The sequence below is a fragment of the Streptomyces albidochromogenes genome (assembly GCF_005981925.1).
Classification (GTDB): Bacteria; Actinomycetota; Actinomycetes; order Streptomycetales; family Streptomycetaceae; genus Streptomyces; species Streptomyces albidochromogenes.
In genome coordinates, this window is record NZ_VBVX01000130.1 from 1 (window position 1) to 17,466 (window position 17,466).

The 17,466-nt window shown below is 70.5% G+C and carries 17 protein-coding genes; 9 read left to right on the forward strand and 8 right to left on the reverse strand.

All coding sequences use genetic code 11. From position 1 onward, the window contains the following. The coding region (locus tag E2E34_RS18135) for a globin domain-containing protein (protein WP_244315838.1) at nt 1-1,100 on the forward strand (1,100 nt) is incomplete at its 5' end. 12 nt (nt 1,101-1,112) lie between these two features. Here E2E34_RS18135 and E2E34_RS18140 read toward each other — a convergent pair. The 4 genes from E2E34_RS18140 to E2E34_RS18155 all read right to left on the reverse strand — a co-directional run bounded on the left by E2E34_RS18140 (nt 1,113) and on the right by E2E34_RS18155 (nt 4,313). Beyond that, nucleotides 1,113-1,628: an NUDIX domain-containing protein gene (locus E2E34_RS18140; RefSeq protein ID WP_138902971.1), complete on the reverse strand. Its 516-nt coding sequence runs from the start codon at nt 1,626-1,628 to the stop codon at nt 1,113-1,115. A 61-nt stretch (nt 1,629-1,689) separates the two neighbouring features. Continuing rightward, the gene (locus E2E34_RS18145) at nt 1,690-2,586 is read right to left on the reverse strand and encodes a LysR family transcriptional regulator (protein ID WP_138902972.1); all 897 of its coding nucleotides are present in this window, start codon (nt 2,584-2,586) and stop codon (nt 1,690-1,692) included. A gap of 200 nt (nt 2,587-2,786) precedes the next feature. Beyond that, the gene (locus E2E34_RS18150) at nt 2,787-3,932 is read right to left on the reverse strand and encodes a cystathionine gamma-lyase (RefSeq protein ID WP_138902973.1); all 1,146 of its coding nucleotides are present in this window, start codon (nt 3,930-3,932) and stop codon (nt 2,787-2,789) included. A 3-nt stretch (nt 3,933-3,935) separates the two neighbouring features. After that, on the reverse strand, nt 3,936-4,313 hold the full coding sequence (locus E2E34_RS18155) for a phage holin family protein (RefSeq protein ID WP_138902974.1): 378 nt from the start codon (nt 4,311-4,313) through the stop codon (nt 3,936-3,938). 69 nt (nt 4,314-4,382) lie between these two features. Between E2E34_RS18155 and E2E34_RS18160 the strand changes: the two genes are divergently transcribed. The 4 genes from E2E34_RS18160 (at nt 4,383) to E2E34_RS18175 (ending at nt 6,592) form a co-directional block, all read left to right on the forward strand. Next, nucleotides 4,383-4,700 carry a cupin domain-containing protein gene (locus tag E2E34_RS18160; protein ID WP_138902975.1) on the forward strand — a complete coding sequence of 106 codons (318 nt, stop codon included), beginning with the start codon at nt 4,383-4,385 and terminating at the stop codon, nt 4,698-4,700. 193 nt (nt 4,701-4,893) lie between these two features. Further along, on the forward strand, nt 4,894-5,109 hold the full coding sequence (locus E2E34_RS18165) for a DUF5326 family protein (RefSeq protein ID WP_138902986.1): 216 nt from the start codon (nt 4,894-4,896) through the stop codon (nt 5,107-5,109). Nucleotides 5,110-5,244: 135 nt separating this feature from the next. Beyond that, a complete protein-coding gene (locus tag E2E34_RS18170; RefSeq protein ID WP_279637894.1) occupies nt 5,245-6,027 on the forward strand; it encodes an IclR family transcriptional regulator in 783 nt (260 codons plus the stop codon). Nucleotides 6,028-6,151: 124 nt separating this feature from the next. Beyond that, complete coding sequence (locus E2E34_RS18175) at nt 6,152-6,592, forward strand: SsgA family sporulation/cell division regulator (protein ID WP_138902976.1); 441 nt, start codon at nt 6,152-6,154, stop codon at nt 6,590-6,592. Nucleotides 6,593-6,611: 19 nt separating this feature from the next. On the opposite strand, the gene E2E34_RS18180 is transcribed toward E2E34_RS18175, so the two are convergent. Next, a complete protein-coding gene (locus E2E34_RS18180; protein ID WP_138902977.1) occupies nt 6,612-7,946 on the reverse strand; it encodes a YibE/F family protein in 1,335 nt (444 codons plus the stop codon). Nucleotides 7,947-8,147: 201 nt separating this feature from the next. Between E2E34_RS18180 and thiC the strand changes: the two genes are divergently transcribed. After that, entirely contained in the window at nt 8,148-9,923 is a 1,776-nt protein-coding gene (thiC, locus tag E2E34_RS18185) for a phosphomethylpyrimidine synthase ThiC (protein ID WP_138902978.1), read from the forward strand. Between the two features lie 152 nt (nt 9,924-10,075). Here thiC and E2E34_RS18190 read toward each other — a convergent pair whose 3' ends face one another. The 3 genes from E2E34_RS18190 to E2E34_RS18200 all read right to left on the reverse strand — a co-directional run bounded on the left by E2E34_RS18190 (nt 10,076) and on the right by E2E34_RS18200 (nt 13,487). Beyond that, complete coding sequence (locus tag E2E34_RS18190; RefSeq protein ID WP_138902979.1) at nt 10,076-10,897, reverse strand: hypothetical protein; 822 nt, start codon at nt 10,895-10,897, stop codon at nt 10,076-10,078. A gap of 182 nt (nt 10,898-11,079) precedes the next feature. Then, nucleotides 11,080-12,213: a metallophosphoesterase gene (locus tag E2E34_RS18195; RefSeq protein ID WP_244315840.1), complete on the reverse strand. Its 1,134-nt coding sequence runs from the start codon at nt 12,211-12,213 to the stop codon at nt 11,080-11,082. A gap of 161 nt (nt 12,214-12,374) precedes the next feature. Beyond that, nucleotides 12,375-13,487 carry a LacI family DNA-binding transcriptional regulator gene (locus tag E2E34_RS18200; protein ID WP_138902981.1) on the reverse strand — a complete coding sequence of 371 codons (1,113 nt, stop codon included), beginning with the start codon at nt 13,485-13,487 and terminating at the stop codon, nt 12,375-12,377. 349 nt (nt 13,488-13,836) lie between these two features. Between E2E34_RS18200 and hisC the strand changes: the two genes are divergently transcribed. The 3 genes from hisC to cydB form a co-directional block, all read left to right on the forward strand. Continuing rightward, the gene (hisC, locus tag E2E34_RS18205; RefSeq protein WP_138902982.1) at nt 13,837-14,916 is read left to right on the forward strand and encodes a histidinol-phosphate transaminase; all 1,080 of its coding nucleotides are present in this window, start codon (nt 13,837-13,839) and stop codon (nt 14,914-14,916) included. Nucleotides 14,917-15,199: 283 nt separating this feature from the next. Further along, nucleotides 15,200-16,705 carry a cytochrome ubiquinol oxidase subunit I gene (locus tag E2E34_RS18210; RefSeq protein ID WP_138902983.1) on the forward strand — a complete coding sequence of 502 codons (1,506 nt, stop codon included), beginning with the start codon at nt 15,200-15,202 and terminating at the stop codon, nt 16,703-16,705. 18 nt (nt 16,706-16,723) lie between these two features. Beyond that, nucleotides 16,724-17,466, forward strand: a 743-nt coding sequence (gene cydB / locus E2E34_RS18215; protein WP_138902984.1) for a cytochrome d ubiquinol oxidase subunit II, incomplete at its 3' end; no start/stop codon positions are given.

Here is a 17,466-nt window from a genome sequence, read left to right on the forward strand (position 1 = left end):
ACGCGGCGCTCGTCCGCCGCACCCTGGCCGACATCGGTGAGGACGCCGGCAAGGTCACGTCGTACTTCTACGCGCTGCTCTTCACCCGCCACCCCGAGCTGCGCGGGCTCTTCCCCGCCGCCATGGACACCCAGCGCGACCGCCTCCTCAAAGCGCTGCTGACCGCCGCCGAGCACATCGACGACAAGCCGGTGCTCACCGAGTACCTGCGCAATCTCGGCCGCGGCCACCGCAAGTACGGCACCCAGGCGTCCCACTACCCGGCCGTCGGGGAGGCGCTTCTGGGGGCGCTGGCCCGGTACGCGACGAGCACCTGGGACGAGGAGTCCGAGGCCGCGTGGATCCGTACGTACACCGCGATCTCCCAGATCATGATCGACGCGGCCGCCGAGAACGAACTGCGCGCACCGGCCTGGTGGCAGGCCGAGGTCGTCTCGCACGACCTGCGGACCCCCGACATAGCGGTCATCACCCTGCGCCCCGACCAGCCGTACCCCTTCCTGGCCGGCCAGTACACGAGCCTGGAGACGCCCTGGTGGCCGCGGATCTGGCGGCACTACTCCTTCGCCGGCGCGCCCCGCCCCGACGGCCTGCTGTCGTTCCACGTCAAGGCGGTGCCGGCCGGCTGGGTCTCCAACGCCCTGGTCCACCGCGCCCGCCCCGGCGACACCGTGCGGCTCGGTCCGCCGGCCGGGTCGATGACGGTCGACCACACGACCGACAGCGGTCTGCTCTGCCTCGGCGGCGGCACCGGCATCGCGCCCATCAAGGCGCTCGTCGAGGACGTGGCCGAGCACGGCGAGCGCCGCCCCGTCGACGTGTTCTACGGGGCCCGCACCGACTACGACCTGTACGACATCGACACCATGCTGCGCCTCCAGCAGTCCCACTCCTGGCTCTCGGTGCACCCGATCGTCGACGGCCGGACGCAGTTCCCCGACGCCGTGCTGGAGCACGGGCCGTGGAACTCGCACGACGCGTACCTCTCCGGCCCGCCCGGCATGATCCGCAGCGGCGTCGACGCCCTCAGGAGCCTCGGCATCCCCGGCGACCGCATCCGCCACGACTCGCTCGAAGAGCTGGTGGCCGCCGGCGACTAGCGGCCGGTGCCGTCACCCCAGGTCGTGGGCGTGCATGGCCCGTACGCCCTCGATGTTGCCGTCCAGGTAGTGGCGCAGGGACAGCGGCACGAGGTGCACGGCGGCGATCCCGACCCGGCTGAAGGGCACCCGTACGATCTCGTACTCCCCGCACGGCTCGTCGATCTCCGGGCCGTGCCGCAGGGAGGGATCCATCGACTCCAGCCGGCAGACGAAGAAGTGCTGCACCTTCACCCCCGTCACGCCGCCGCCCGCGATGTGCTCGACGGTGTCGACGAAGCAGGGCACCACGTCGGTGATCTTCGCGCCGAGCTCCTCGTCGACCTCGCGGTGCAGGGCCTCGACGACGGTGGCGTCCGTCGCCTCGACGCCGCCGCCCGGGGTGAGCCAGTACGGATCGACGCCGGGTTTGGTGCGCTTGATGAGGATCAGGTCGTCGCCGTCGAGCAGGATGGCGCGGGCGGTGCGCTTGACCACGGGCCTCGCGGGTGCGGGGGTGGTCCCCTCGGGGAAAGACGTGCCGGTCATGGCAATACAGTGGCCCGGCCCGCCGCTTCTGAAACGCCTCGGGCCCGCCGTTGTCCGTGGCTCAGGACCAGTCGGTCGCGGCGCGCAGCAGCCACTCGTGTGCCCGCGCGATGTGCGCAAGCGTGAGCGTGCCGGTCCGCACCGCCAGGAAGTAGGTGCGCAGCGGCGGGACCGGCGGGTCGAAGAGCGCCACGATCTCCCCCCGCTCCAGCGCCTCCTCGCACAGATACCGGGGCAGTACGGCGATGCCCGCGCCGGCGGCGGTGGCGTGCAGCACGGCCCGCAGGTCCGGGGCGACGACGGTGCCCGCGGCGGCCGGGCGGGTGTCGAAGACGGTCGTCCAGTACCGGGTGACCAGCGGCAGTGACTCGTGCACCTCCACCACCGGCAGGTGCTCCAGTACCTGTGGCCCCTTGCGGCGCAGCAGTCCGGGCCCGATGCGGCCGGCCCAGCGCGGGGCGGCGACCAGTACGTGCTCCTCGTCGCACAGGGCGGTCCCGGTGAGCACCGTGCCGCGCGGGCGGTCGGTGGAGATGGCCAGGTCGTGGTGGCCGGCGGCGAGGCCGTCCAGGGTCTCCTGGGCGTTGCCGAAGGAGGTGCGCAGGGTCAGGCCCTGCGCGATGAGCGGGGACAGGGCGGGCAGGACGCGTACGGAGGTGAACTCCGGCGGCCCCGCCAGGTGCAGGGTCCGTACGCCGGAGTCCTCGTCGAGGCCGGCTTCGGTGATCTCGACGAGCGCGTCGAGGTGCGGCGCGGCCCGGTGGGCGAGTTCGTCGCCGACGCTTGTGGGGGTCACGCCGCGGGCCTGGCGCAGGAACAGCGGGCGGCCGAGCTGTCGTTCCAGGGTGCGGATCTGGCTGGTCACGGCGGGCTGCGACAGGCCCAGGAGGGCGGCGGCGCGGGTGAACGAACCGGCCCGGTGCACCGTGACGAACGTGCGGAGCAGAGCCAGGTCCATGGCGCGGTCTCCCGTCCCGGCGAGGTCGCCGACGGTGACAACTATAAATATGTCGATAGGTCTCTGTCGCTACCGTGATTGGACACTGACGCAGAGTCAACTAGCCTTTGGAAGACGGTTCTTCGCGCGTGGAACCGGGACGGTCCGAGCCATGAGGGGGGAGGCTCGGACCGTCCGCCGCGCGCGGCGCCGTGCCCGCGCTACGCCGGGGGCGCCGCCTCGTCGAGTGCGCGCAGCACGTCCGCCACCAGGTCCTCGGGGTCCTCGGCCCCGACGGAGAAGCGGACGAAACCTTCCGGCACGGCGTCGCCGCCCCACCGTCCGCGCCGCTCGGCGGTGGACCGTACGCCGCCGAAGCTGGTGGCGTCGTCGGCCAGTCGCAGACCTTCCAGGAAACGCTCGGCGTACGCGCGGTCGGGCAGCGTGAACGAGACGACGCAGCCGAAGCGGCGCATCTGGCGCGACGCCACGGGGTGCGACGGGTCGTCCGGCAGCCCGGGGTGGCGCAGCCCGCTCACGGCCGGGTGTCCGCGCAGGGCCTCGGCGAGGGCCAGCGCGTTCGCGCCCTGCTTGTCGGCGCGCAACTGGAGGGTGGCCAGTGAACGGTGCGCCAGCCAGGCCTCCATGGGGCCGGGGATCGCGCCGACTACCTTGCGCCAGCGCCGTACCCGGGCGGCCAGCCGGGCGTCGCGGCAGGCCACGTAGCCGAGCAGGACGTCGCCGTGGCCGGTGAGGCCCTTGGTGCCGCTGGCGACGGAGAAGTCGGCGCCCAGTTCCAGGGGGCGCTGTCCCAGCGGGGTGGCGAGGGTGTTGTCGACCGCGACCAGCGCTCCGGCGGCGTGCGCGGCGTCCGCGAGCCGGCGGATGTCGCACACGTCGAGCCCCGGGTTGGACGGCGTCTCGATCCACAGCAGCCGCGCCCCGTCGAGCTCGCCGAGCTGGGCGTCGCCGCCGGTCGGCGCGGTGCGCACCAGCACGTCGTACGCCGCCAGCTGTTCGCGGACGAGTGCGAGCGCCTGGTAGCCGTCGTCGGGCAGCACGACGGTGTCACCGGCCCGTGTCTGCGACAGGAGCACGGCGGAGACGGCGGCCATGCCGGAGGCGAAGACGACGGTCTCGACGCCGTCGTCCCCCGGCGCCTCCAGTTCGCCGATGGCCCGCTCCAGGTGGGTCCAGGTCGGGTTCTCGTCGCGGCCGTAGGTGTACGGTCCGGTCGGCTCGCCGGGCAGGTGGTAGTGCGCGGCGAAGACGGGTCCGGGCAGCGTCGGCTCGTACGCGACGGGCTCGGGAAGTCCCGCGCGCACCGCCCGGGTGCCGTCTCCGACTGTGCGGTTCTCGGAGCCCATGCGTCAGTCCCTCTCCGGCAGGACCACGTTCAGCGCCCACGAGACGACGCTGATGATGAGGCCGCCGAGGACGGCCGTCCAGAAGCCCTCGACGTGGAAGCTGAGGTCGAACTGCTCGGCCAGCCAGGAGGTCAGCAGCAGCATCAGCGCGTTGACCACCAGGGTGATCAGGCCGAGCGTGAGGATGAACAGCGGCAGGGTCAGCAGTTGCACGACGGGCTTGACGAGGAAGTTCACCAGCCCGAAGAGCAGCGCGACGCCGATCAGGGTCAGCGTCTTCTTGCCCGTGCTGTCGCCGGTGAGCGTGATGTCGTGGAGGAGCCAGATGGCCACCGCCAGGGCGCCCGCGTTGGCGATCGTCTTGACTAGGAAATTCATCATGTGTCTGATCGTGGCAGACACGATCGGCGTCGGGCACCGGCGCACGACTGGCCGAGGGGCGGACGGACGATGAAGGCATTCCGACTGGACGAGCTGGAGGCGGAACGCGCGGCGAACGACGGCGCGTACCTGCAGTTCCTGCGCGAGAGGAACATGTCGGTCGGCCTGTACGCGCTGGACGCGGGCGAGAGCGACCCGCAGCAGCCGCACCGCGAGGACGAGGTGTACTTCGTCGTCAGCGGGCGCGCGTCGATCACCGTCGGCATGGAGACGACGCACGTGGGACGCGGCAGCGTCGTGTACGTACCGGCGGGGGTGCCGCACAAGTTCCACCACATCAGCGAGGACCTGCGCGTCATGGTGGTCTTCTCCCCGCCCGAGAGCTGACGCCCGTACGCCGGCCCGCACGCCCCGGGCCCGGGGCGCCGCACCCGGACATCCGGGCCGCCCTCGGGTCCGGGTTCCCTAAGGGTCCGTTCAGGGGTCTTCAAGGGCTCCGCACGCCCCGTGGGCCCCGTGCCCGCCCCTAGCATCGAGGGCAGGAAGAAGCGCTACGAGCGAGAAGAGGCAAGCGATGGCTGTGCGGGAGATATTCGCGGGGATGCCGTGGTGGGTGAAGTGGGTCGCGGTGCCCGTCATCGCCCTGGTCGTGTTCGGCGGCGCGATCCTGAGCGCCATCGGCGTGCTGATCGGCCTGCTCTTCAAGCTGCTGGTGTTCGTCGCCCTGGTCGGCGGACTGATCTACGTCGTACGGAAGTTCATGGCGTCGTCCTCCTCGTCGCGCGGCGACTGGTAGTCCGTACGGCCGTTAGCCCACCCGGGGGACGGGCACGGGAAGCACTCAGCGCGACCGCGGGGGGCGGTTAGAGTGACGACTCCTTGATGCCTCGGGCGGGCACGCAGCCCGTCGGAACGCCTGGGGGTGTGTCCCGTGGCCACGGCACAAACGGCTGCCGCTCCGCATCCGGCTCCGACCCTGATCGGCTCCGTGCAGCGCGCCCTGCGCCTGCTGGAGGCGGTGGGCGCGCATGCCGACGGGGCCCCGGCCAAGCAGCTCGCGAGGGAGGCCGGCCTCCCTCTCCCCACGGCGTACCACCTGCTGCGCACCCTGGTCCACGAGGGCTACCTGCGGCGCGAGCACGGCGTGTTCGTCCTGGGCGAGGCCGCCAGGCGGCTCGCCGCCACCGGCGCGCGCCAGAACCGCCGCGGCCTGATCACCGATTCCCTGGCGTACTGGCGGGACGCGATCGGTGTGCCCGTCTACTTCGCGGTGTACCGCGAGGGCGAGATCGACCTCGTCGCGGTCGCGCAGGGGCCGTCGTCCCCGGCCGTGGAGGAGTGGGCGGACTTCCGCGAGACCGGGCACGCGCACGCCCTGGGCCAGTGCCTGCTGAGCCAGCTCGACGAGCCGGCGCGCCGGGACCACCTGCGCCGCCACCCGGTCGAGCCCCTCACGCCGTACTCCGTGCCCGACCGGGCGGCGCTGCTGGACCGCCTGGCGGCGACCGAGCGGATACGGCCGGTCGTGGAGCGCCAGGAATACGCGGTGGGCTCGGTCTGCGCGGCCATCCCGATCACGGTCGGATCGGTCGCCGCGACGATGGCCATCTCCCTGCCCGTCGAGCAGGAGCAGCGGCTGCTGCCCGCCGTCGACCAACTGCGCAGTGCGGTGGGAGGACTGCTCGGCTCGTTCGCGTTCTCTATCAGTATCTGAAAAATCACTCCTTGTGATCTGCCGGTGCTTCGAGCACCATGGCGCCAGAGGCCAGGAGGGACCATTCCTGGCCATTTCGGCATTTCACTGTTACGGCCAGTCACTAGGTGCGGGGTTCAAAGCGATGCGTGAGTCGGTTCAGGCAGAGGTCATGATGAGCTTCCTTGTCTCGGAGGAGCTCTCGTTCCGCATCCCGGTGGAGCTCCGGTACGCGACCGATGATCCGTACGCGGTCCGCATGACGTTCCATCTGCCCGGAGACACCCCCGTCACCTGGGCGTTCGGGCGGGAGCTGCTGCTCGACGGACTCGTCGGACCGTGCGGCGAGGGCGATGTGCGCATCGAGCCGATGACCGGCCCCGACGACCTCCTGGACGTCCGCATCCGCCTCCAGGTCGCCGGTGACCGCGCCCTGTTCCGCGCGGGTGCCGCGCCGCTGGTCGCGTTCCTCGACCGTACGGACAGACTGGTGCCGATGGGGCAGGAGTGCGACCTCGGGCACTTCGCGGAGAACCTGGACGAAGCCCTCGGCCGGATCCTCGCCGAGGAGCAGAACGCCGGCTGAGCCCCCCGGGGGCGGCGGGTCAGCGCTTGCGCCGCCGGCCTCCGCCACCGCCCCCGAAGCCGCCCCCGCGCGCCGGGGAGGCGGCGGCGGAGCCGTCGGGCGCCGGCCGGTCGGCCGAAACGACCAGCGCCGCCAGCGCGGTCGTCACCGGCACCGAGGCGACCAGACCGATCGAGCCGACCAGGGTCCGGACGATCTCCTCCGCCACCAGCTCGCTGTTGGCGACCGTACCGACGCTGCTCTGCGCGATGGAGAACAGCAGCAGCAGCGGCAGCGCGGCGCCCGCGTACGCGAGGACGAGCGTGTTGACGACCGACGCGATGTGGTCCCGGCCGATGCGGATACCGGCCCGGTACAGGGCGCGTGGGCCCATCGAGGGGTCCGCCTGGTGAAGTTCCCAGACCGCCGACGTCTGGGTGACCGTCACGTCGTCGAGCACGCCGAGCGAGCCGATGATGATGCCGGCGAGCAGCAGGCCGCTCATGTCGATGTCCGGATACAGCCCGTGGATGAGACCGGTGTTGTCGTCCGTGTTGCCGCTCAGGTAGGCCCAGTCGATGAAGAGCGAGCCGAGCAGCCCGATCAGCAGCAGCGAGATGAGCGTGCCGACGACCGCGACCGACGTCCGGGCGGTCAGACCGTGGCAGGCGTAGAGCGCGATGAGCATGATGGCGCTCGCCCCGACGACCGCGACGACCAATGGATTCGAGCCCTGGAGGATCGCGGGGAGGATGAACAGCGTCAGGACCGCGAAGGACGCGGCGAGCGCGATCAGCGCCATCACGCCCTTCATCCGTCCGACGGCGACCACCGCCAGCGCGAAGATCCCGGCGAGCAGCGCCATCGGGACGCCCCGGTCCACGTCCGTCACCGAGTACTGGAGGTCGCGGGGCGCGTCGGGCGCGTACGCCACCACCACGCCCTGCCCCTCGTGCAACTGCCTGGGCGCGTCGGGCTGGACGATCTCGGTGAACTCGCGGCCCTTGTCCTTGCCGGAGGTGACCTCGACCGTCGCCTTCGCGCAGGTGCCCTGCTGGGCCCGCTGGGCCTCGCGCCCGGACGGCGTGGAGGTGTCGCCGGTCGGTGGCACCTGGGCGGCGTTCACGTCCTTGCAGTCGACCTGCTGCACCCGTGTCACCTCGCCGGACACGGTCTGCCGGTCGAACCCGACACCGGTGCGCTCGTGTTCGGGCGCACCGCCGGGCCAGAGCACGACGAGGCCGACGAAGACGGCGGTGGCGAAGGGGATCAGCACCGCCGCGATGACCTTGCGCAGGTGCTGGGAGACGGGCGCGGCGGGCCCGTGGCTGTGGGTGTGGCCGTGGAATTCGGGCGTTGGCTGTGGGGACGTCACCGACCGATCATCGCAAGAACGACGGGGGCCCTCTGTTCAGCGCGCCAGAGGGGACGCTAGCGTGGGGGCACCTTTGCACACGCGGGAGCTCGGAGCACCGGGCTGAGAGGGCGCTGACCTTCGTACGTGAATCCGTACGAAAGCCGCTGCGTCGACCGCCGAACCTGTTACCGGGTAATGCCGGCGTAGGGAGTAGGTCTCATGACCACAGCGGATGCACACACGCCTGCCACCAGCCAGGACGGCCGCAAGCCGGGCTGGCACAAGGGGTACGTCACGGGGCCCGAGGGCACTCGTGCGGACCTGCGCGTGCCGGTCCGGCAGGTGCACCTCACCAACGGGAAGGACGTGACGCTGTACGACACGTCCGGCCCGTACACCGACCCCACCATCGAGACGGACGTACGCCGCGGACTTGCGCCCCTGCGCGAGAACTGGATCATCGGGCGCGGCGACACCGAGGAGTACGCGGGCCGTCCGGTCCGTCCCGAGGACGACGGGATCAAGCACACGTCGCCGCGCGGCGGCCTCAAGAACCTCGACGCGGTCTTCCCGGGCCGTCCGCGCCAGCCCCGCCGGGGCCGCGGCGGACAGGCGGTCACGCAGCTCGCGTACGCCCGTCGCGGGGACATCACGCCCGAGATGGAGTTCGTGGCGATCCGCGAGAACGTGGCGCCCGAGGTCGTGCGCGAGGAGATCGCGGCGGGGCGCGCGGTGCTGCCGGCGAACGTCAACCACCCGGAGATCGAGCCGATGATCATCGGCAAGCGGTTCCTGGTGAAGGTCAACGCCAACATCGGCAACTCGGCGGTCACTTCCTCCATCGAGGAGGAGGTGGACAAGATGACCTGGGCGACCAAGTGGGGCGCCGACACGGTCATGGACCTGTCGACCGGCCGCAACATCCACACCACCCGCGAGTGGGTGCTGCGCAACTCCCCCGTCCCGATCGGCACCGTCCCGCTCTACCAGGCCCTCGAAAAGGTCGACGGCCGGGCGGAGGAGCTGACCTGGGAGATCTACAAGGACACGGTCATCGAGCAGGCCGAACAGGGCGTCGACTACATGACGGTCCACGCCGGGGTGCGCCTGCCGTACGTGCCGCTGACGGCCCGTCGCAAGACCGGCATCGTCTCGCGCGGCGGCTCGATCATGGCCGCGTGGTGCCTGGCGCACCACAAGGAGTCGTTCCTGTACGAGAACTTCGAGGAGCTCTGCGAGATCCTCGCGGCGTACGACGTGACGTACTCGCTCGGCGACGGGCTGCGGCCCGGCTCGATCGCGGACGCCAACGACGAGGCGCAGTTCGCGGAGCTGAAGACCCTCGGCGAACTCAACACGATCGCCAAGCGGCACAACGTGCAGACCATGATCGAGGGCCCGGGGCACGTCCCGATGCACAAGATCAAGGAGAACATCGACCTCCAGCAGGAGATCTGCGAGGAGGCGCCGTTCTACACGCTCGGCCCGCTCACCACCGATGTGGCCCCGGCGTACGACCACATCACGTCCGGCATCGGGGCGGCGATGATCGCGTGGTGGGGCACGGCGATGCTCTGCTACGTCACGCCCAAGGAGCACCTGGGCCTGCCCAACCGCGACGACGTGAAGACCGGCGTCATCACGTACAAGATCGCGGCCCACGCGGCGGACCTGGCGAAGGGGCACCCGGGGGCGCAGGAGTGGGACGACGCGCTGTCGGACGCCCGCTTCGAGTTCCGCTGGGAGGACCAGTTCAACCTGGCCCTCGACCCGGACACGGCGCGCTCGTTCCACGACGAGACGCTCCCCGCGGAGCCGGCGAAGACGGCGCACTTCTGCTCCATGTGCGGACCGAAGTTCTGCTCGATGAAGATCAGCCAGGACATCCGGCGCGAGCACGGCGGTACGCAGGACGAGATCGAGGCGGGCATGGCGGAGAAGTCCAAGGAGTTCGCCGCCGCCGGGAACCGGGTGTACCTGCCGATCGCCGACTGACCGGTCGGCCCCGGCCCTCCCGTCCGGCCTGCCCCGGCACCTGTCCCGTCCGGGTGGGCCGGTCGGAGTCCGGCGACGCCGTCTGCGTCGACGTGGTGCTGGACCACCTGCCCGACCCCACGGTGCACTGACCGCAGCGGCCGGAGCGGGAGTTACTCCGGCTTGTGGTCCGGGCCGCCGAAGTCGGGGCTGGAGAAGTCCGGGCTGGAGTAGCTCGGGCGCGGACCCGGCTCCGTGCCGCCTTGCGGGCCGGGGCTGCTGTAGTCCGGGCGCGAGTACCCCAGGTCGGGGATCCGGCCGGCGGGGCGGCGCGGCGCGGGGTCGGCCGGCTCGGTGCCCGGCGTGGCCAAAGCCTCGCGCAGGAACGGTACGACGCCCCGCTCCAGCAGGGCGTGGCGCCAGGCAGCGCCGGCCTGTTCGACCTCGTGGGACCGCTCGCCGCCCTGCCCGTCGGAGAACGCCGTCGAACCGTTGCGCAGGGCCGTCAGGAGCAGGCCCCCGGCGGCCACCAGGATGCCCGCCGCCGTGAGGGCGGCGAAGATCCAGCCGGCGGTGAGCAGCGCGCGGGCGAACTCGGGTTCCGGAGTGAGCATGGTGAGCAGGTAGCCGACGATCAGGAAGATCGCCGCGGCGGTGCCCGCCAGTACGGGCGTCAGCACGGCGACGACGGCGGCGGCGCCGGCGCCCGCCGCCTCGGAGGCGTCGCCCATCGCGAGGACGGAGCCGGTGCGGCCGGCCGGCGTGCGCACGTCCTCGCGGACCTTCACGTAGTGGTCGTACTCGGCGGCGGCGGCCGCCGCGATGAGCGCGGTGGCGTTCAACGCCATGGTGCGCAGTTGAGCGGTGTTCAGCCGTTGCCCGACGGCGGTCAGTTCCGGGCGTTCGTGAGCGGTGCGCAATGCCTCGTCGAGGACGCGTTCGAATTCCGGGCGGTCCTCGGCCAGCAGGTGCGGAGCGCTGCTGTTCATGTGCATCCCCCGATGCTCCGTAGGGCCGGAATACCCGCGTGGGGCGGGTAATGGGGCGGAAACGGAGGAGAGCCTGCTACGGATAAGCCGATGGTAGAGCGCCTACGGCAGGGGGTGACAGGGGGTTTCCGGAAATAGGCCCAGTGGTAAGTGCGGCGTGTATATGGCCGCGCCTTCCCCCGCCCGGTTCAGCCATGCAGAGGGAGTTGGACCACCAGCAGCTTTCCGGCCATGGTCACGCCGCCGTCCATGGCCACGGCGAGCCCGTCGGCGTACACGTGGGGACCTTCCACGGCCGGCCGCGCGTTCTCCTCGTCGCCGTCCGCGCTCTCGTTGCCCACCTCGCCCAGGAGGTACGGAATGGGGCTGTGACCATGGACGACGCGGTCGCCGCCGTACGCGTCGAGGAGTTCGCGCGCGGCCTGTGCGCCGCCCTCGTCGCGGAAGGCGAAGCGCTTGGTGAGCTTGCGGAAGACGTCCCAGCACTCATCGGCGTCATTGCGCGTGAGAATGGCGTGGACCGTGTCGTTCACGTCCTCGATGGTGCTGCCGTAGTCGAGGTACGCCGTCGTGTCGGAGTGCGTCAGCAGATGCGCGTCTTCGAGCGCGATCGCGTCGAGGCGGGACATCCACTGCAGGTGTACGTCCTGGAGCCGGTCCATGTCGGCCTTCTGGCCGCCGTTGAGCAGCCAGGCGGCCTGGAAAGTGGCCGTGCCCGCACCCGAGTTGACGGGCGTGTCGCCGAACCGCTTGGCGCCGATGAGCAGCAGCTCGTGGTTGCCCATGAGGGCCTTGCAGTAGCCGCCGGCCGCCGCGGCCTCGGCGGACAGCCGCATCACGAGGTCGATGACGCCGATGCCGTCGGGTCCCCGGTCGGTGAAGTCGCCGAGGAACCACAGCCGGGCGTTGCCGGCGGCCCAGTGGCCGTCGGCGTCGATGAGCCCCTGCTCGGCAAGGGCGGCGTACAGCTCGTCGAGGTAGCCGTGCACATCGCCGACGACGAAGAGCGGGCCGAGGCCCTCGCCCGCGGCGGGCCGCGGTTCGGGCGCGGGCTGCGCCGTGACCTGGAGCGTGTCGCCGGGGCCGCCTCGGCTGATCACCGGGAGGTCGCGCTGGGTGGGCGTGTACCCCTCGGGCTCCTCGTCGACGGCGTAGGCGCTCCCGTAGGTGTTCCCGTACGCGTCGCCGTAGCCGTCCCCGGCAGCGTGCGCCTGCGCGGGATCCGGGGTCTGCGCGTACGGGGGTACGCGGAAGTCCCGCAATGTCGCCGTTCGCACTGCGGGTCCCTGACCGGCCCCCTGAGTCATCGACCCCTCCACCACCGTCGCGCGCCGCCGTACACCTTTGGGTCCCACCTGGTCGTGGTTGGCCCGCGGTGTCGTGCGCCCATCATAGGAATGAGGCTCGTGCTCTGTGACGCACCAGGGGTGGTGAATCCGGATGCGCACCTGGTTCGTCGGTTGTTTCGTCCCAATTGGGGAGGTCAGTCCCCGGACGGGGAGCGCGGCGGGCTCACCGTGGTGCGTGGCGGCCGGCGCTGCGACGACGTCCGGACGATGAGTTCGGTCGGTATCACCTGTTCGACGGGACTGTCGGGATTGATGCCTTCGATGGCGTCGATGAGGAGTTGGACCACGGCGGTGCCGATGCGGCGCGGCTTCAGCGAGAGCGTGGTGATGGGCGGTTCGGTGGCGGCGTACACGGTGGACTCGCTGCAGCAGACGAGCAGCAGGTCCTCGGGTACGCGCAGGCCGTAGCGGCGGGCGGCGGCGAGTAGATCGGTGCCGTTGGGGTCGAACAGTCCGTACACGGCGTCGGGGCGGTCCGGGCGGGCGAGCAGCCGGTCGGCCGCGACGGCGCCCGCGCAGGGGTCGTGTGCCGGGTAGGACTCGTAGACCGGGTCCTGGCCCACGCGTTCGCACCAGCGCAGGTAGGCGTCGGTGGACAGGCGGGTGTAGGTGTCGGTGGTGTTGCCGGTGAGCAGCCCGATGCGGCGGGCCCCGGCGTCGGCGAGGTGGTCGAGGAGGTCGAGGACGGCCGCCTCGTGGTCGTTGTCGACCCAGGCGGTCACGGGCAGGGTGCCCGCGGGCCGGCCGTCGGAGACGACGGGCAGGCCCTGGCGTACGAGTTCGGTGACGACCGCGTCCTGGTCGGACGGGTCGATGACGACGGTGCCGTCGAGTGCGACGTTCGACCATACGTCGTGGCGCGAGGTGGCGGGGAGGATGACCAGGGCGTAGCCGCGGGCGAGCGCCGCGGAGGTCGCGGCTCTCGCCATCTCGGCGAAGTACGCGAATTCCGTGAAGGTGAAAGGTTCATCCCCGTACGTGGTCACGGTCAGGCCGATGAGGCCCGACTTGCCGGTACGGAGGGTTCTGGCCGCCGCGGAGGGGCGGTAGCCCAGTCTCTCGGCGACCTCGCGAACGTGGCTGCGGGTGGCGTCCGGGAGCCGGCCCTTGCCGTTGAGCGCGTCGGAGACCGTCGTGATGGAGACACCGGCTGCTGCGGCGACGTCCCGAATGCCCGCTCGTCCTGGCCGGGTGCTCCGCCGGGGGGTTTCCGTCCGGCTCACCTGATGCTTCCCTGCTGCTGTCATGGCGAGCCGATAGTAGGGCTCGGGCAGGTGGTTAGGGCGGATGCATATGCAGTCGTTGACAGGCACGTTTCTGCAAGGAGATTTCGCCCCAATGCCCTTGGAATTAAAGGCAGTTGGGGAGGCGCGCCAGTCAGTCAGGCTTGTCGACCGGCACGGTCCTGCCTAGTGGCCTATGTTGCGAAGAGGTCTCAGCCCACCCTCACGGGGGATGCGCGCCACGGAGTGAGCCACCGGCGCGCGGCGCGACGGGCAGCGCTCCCCCCATCTCGTGCGCCCGCCATTCGCAGCGGCGCGCAATCCTCATAAGGTGAGCAGCATTGGCGGTACGCACGGTCGAGGAGGACCCGAAGTGAGCGAGACGAGCCCCAAGCTGCGCGCGGTGCTGGACGGCATTCCCACCTACAAGCCGGGGAAGCCCGCCGCCGCCGGGGGACCGGTGGCGTACAAGCTGTCCTCCAACGAGAACCCGTATCCCCCGCTGCCCGGCGTCCTGGAGGACGTGATCGCGGCGGCCGGGAACTTCAACCGCTACCCGGACATGGCCTGCACCGGCCTGATGAACGAGCTGGCGAACCGCTTCGGGGTGCCCGTGTCGCACCTGGCCACCGGCACCGGGTCCGTCGGGGTGGCGCAGTCGCTGCTCCAGGCGACCTCGGGGCCGGGCGACGAGGTGATCTACGCCTGGCGGTCGTTCGAGGCGTACCCGATCATCACGCGGATCAGCGGCGCCACGGCGGTCGAGGTGCCGCTGACCGACGGCGACGTGCACGACCTGGACGCGATGGCCGACGCGATCACCGAGCGGACCCGGCTGATCTTCGTCTGCAACCCCAACAACCCGACGGGCACGGCGGTGCGCAGGGCCGAGCTGGAGCGGTTCCTGGACCGGGTGCCCTCGGACGTGCTGGTGGTGCTGGACGAGGCGTACCGCGAGTTCGTGCGCGACGAGGACGTGCCGGACGGCATCGAGCTCTACCGCAGCCGCCCGAACGTGGCGGTGCTGCGCACCTTCTCCAAGGCGTACGGTCTGGCCGGGCTGCGGGTCGGCTTCGCCGTGGCGCACGAGCCGGTGGCCGCCGCGCTGCGCAAGACGGCGGTGCCGTTCGGCGTGAGCCAGCTGGCGCAGGACGCGGCGGTCGCCTCGCTGCGGGCCGAGGACGAGCTGCTCGGCCGGGTCGGCTCGCTGGTCTGCGAGCGCAAGCGGGTGTACGAGGCGCTGGTCGACCAGGGCTGGACCGTGCCGGACACGCAGGCGAACTTCGTCTGGATGCGGCTGGGCGAGCGTACGGCCGACTTCGCGGCGGCCTGCGAGAAGGCCGGCGTCGTCGTCAGGCCCTTCGCGGGTGAGGGGTTGCGGGTGACGATCGGCGAGGACGAGGCAAACGACATCTTCCTGCACACGGCGCAGGCGTTCCTCAAGGAGCTGTGACCGGCGCCACGAGAAGGAGCCGTACATCACACGCTCCCGTCCTCGCGGCCGCTCCACCTTGGGTTTGACGGCCGCATTCCGGTGTCTCCCTTGCTTTCCTGTGCCCTCGCACGCCTTTCCGGAGGTGTTCGGGGGCACAGTTGTACCCCCCGGCTGAATGTCATGGAACGCACGTGCGCCATACTGTTGCTTGTGAATGTGAACGCGTTCACAAGCTCACGTTTTATGCGCTCACATGTCACAAGTTCCACAAGCTCCGAGGCGATACGAAGGAGAAGGCGACGTGGACCTAGCTCTGGCGCCGGAGACTCTCGCGCGATGGCAGTTCGGCATCACCACCGTCTATCACTTCCTCTTTGTCCCCCTGACGATCTCGCTCGCCGCGCTCACCGCGGGACTGGAGACCGCCTGGGTGCGCACGCAGAAGGAGAAGTACCTCAGGGCCACCAAGTTCTGGGGAAAGCTCTTCCTGATCAACATCGCGATGGGTGTCGTCACCGGCATCGTCCAGGAGTTCCAGTTCGGCATGAACTGGTCGGACTACTCGCGCTTCGTGGGTGATGTCTTCGGGGCCCCGCTGGCCTTCGAGGCGCTGATCGCCTTCTTCTTCGAGTCCACCTTCATCGGACTGTGGATCTTCGGCTGGGACAAGCTGCCCAAGAAGATCCACCTGGCCTGCATATGGATGGTCTCGATCGGCACGGTCCTGTCCGCGTACTTCATCCTGGCGGCCAACTCCTGGATGCAGCACCCGGTCGGTTACCGCATCAACGAGGAGCGCGGCCGGGCCGAGCTCACCGACTTCTGGCTCGTCCTCACCCAGGACACCGCGCTCACCCAGTTCTTCCACACCATCACGGCCGCGTTCCTCGTCGGCGGCGCCTTCATGGTCGGCATCGCCGCCTTCCACCTGGCCCGCAAGAAGCACGTCCCGGTGATGCGCACCTCGCTGCGGCTCGGACTGGTCACCGTCGTGATCGCCGGCATGCTCACCGCGATCAGCGGTGACCTGCTCGGCAAGGTCATGTTCAAGCAGCAGCCGATGAAGATGGCCGCCGCCGAGGCGCTGTGGGACGGCGAGGCACCGGCGCCGTTCTCGATCTTCGCGTACGGAGACGTCGACGCGGGGCACAACAAGGTCGCCGTCGAGATCCCCGGACTGCTGTCCTTCCTCGCCAACGACGACTTCTCCTCATACGTCCCCGGCATCAACGACGTCAACAAGGCCGAGCAGGAGAAGTTCGGGCCCGGCGACTACCGGCCCAACATCCCCGTCGCGTACTGGGGCTTCCGCTGGATGATCGGCTTCGGCATGGCGTCCTTCTCGCTCGGCATGCTCGGACTGTGGCTGACGCGCAAGAAGTTCATGCTGCCCCCGGCGCTGCGGACCGGCGAGGACGACGTGCCGAATCTGGTGCCCTTCAAGAAGCCGCTCAGCGCGAAGCTCACCACGTGGTACTGGATCGTCTCGCTGTGGACCATGGGCTTCCCGCTGATCGCCAGCTCGTGGGGCTGGATCTTCACCGAGATGGGCCGCCAGCCCTGGGTCGTGTACGGCGTGCTGCGCACCAGCGACGCGGTCTCCCCCGGCGTCTCGCAGGGCGAGGTGATCGCCTCGATGACCGTCTTCACGCTCCTCTACGCGATCCTCGCCGTCATCGAGGTCAAGCTCCTCGTGAAGTACGTCAAGGCCGGACCGCCCGAGCTCACGGAGGCCGACCTCAACCCGCCCACCAAGATCGGCGGCGACCACGCGGACGCCGACCGGCCGATGGCCTTCTCGTACTGAGGACTGAGGAGCTGAGGTATGGAACTCCACGACGTCTGGTTCGTGCTCATAGCCGTCCTGTGGACCGGCTACTTCTTCCTGGAGGGCTTCGACTTCGGGATCGGTGTCCTGACGAAGCTGCTCGCCCGTGACCGCAAGGAGAAGCGGGTCCTCATCAACACCATCGGACCCGTCTGGGACGGCAACGAGGTGTGGCTGCTGAGCGCCGGCGGCGCCACCTTCGCCGCCTTCCCCGAGTGGTACGCCACGCTGTTCTCCGGGTTCTACCTGCCGCTGCTGCTGATCCTGCTCTGCCTGATCGTGCGCGGTGTGGCGTTCGAGTACCGGGTCAAGCGGACCGGGGAGCGCTGGCAGACCAACTGGGAGCACGCGATCTTCTGGACCTCGCTGCTGCCCGCGTTCCTGTGGGGCGTCGCGTTCGGCAACATCGTGCGCGGCGTGAAGATCGACGCGGACATGGAGTACGTCGGCACCCTGGCCGACCTGCTCAACCCGTACGCGCTGCTCGGCGGACTCGTCACGCTGACGCTCTTCACCTTCCACGGCGCGGTCTTCGCGGGGCTCAAGACGCTCGGCGACATCCGGGAGCGGGCGCGCACGCTGGCGCTCCGGCTCGGGCTCGTCACCGCCGTGCTGGCGGTCGTCTTCCTGGGCTGGACGCAGGCCGACAACGGCGACACGGCGAGCCTCGTCGCGATGGCCGCGGCGGTGGTGGCGCTGGTCGCGGCGCTCGGGTTCACGGCCGCCGGGCGGGAGGGGTG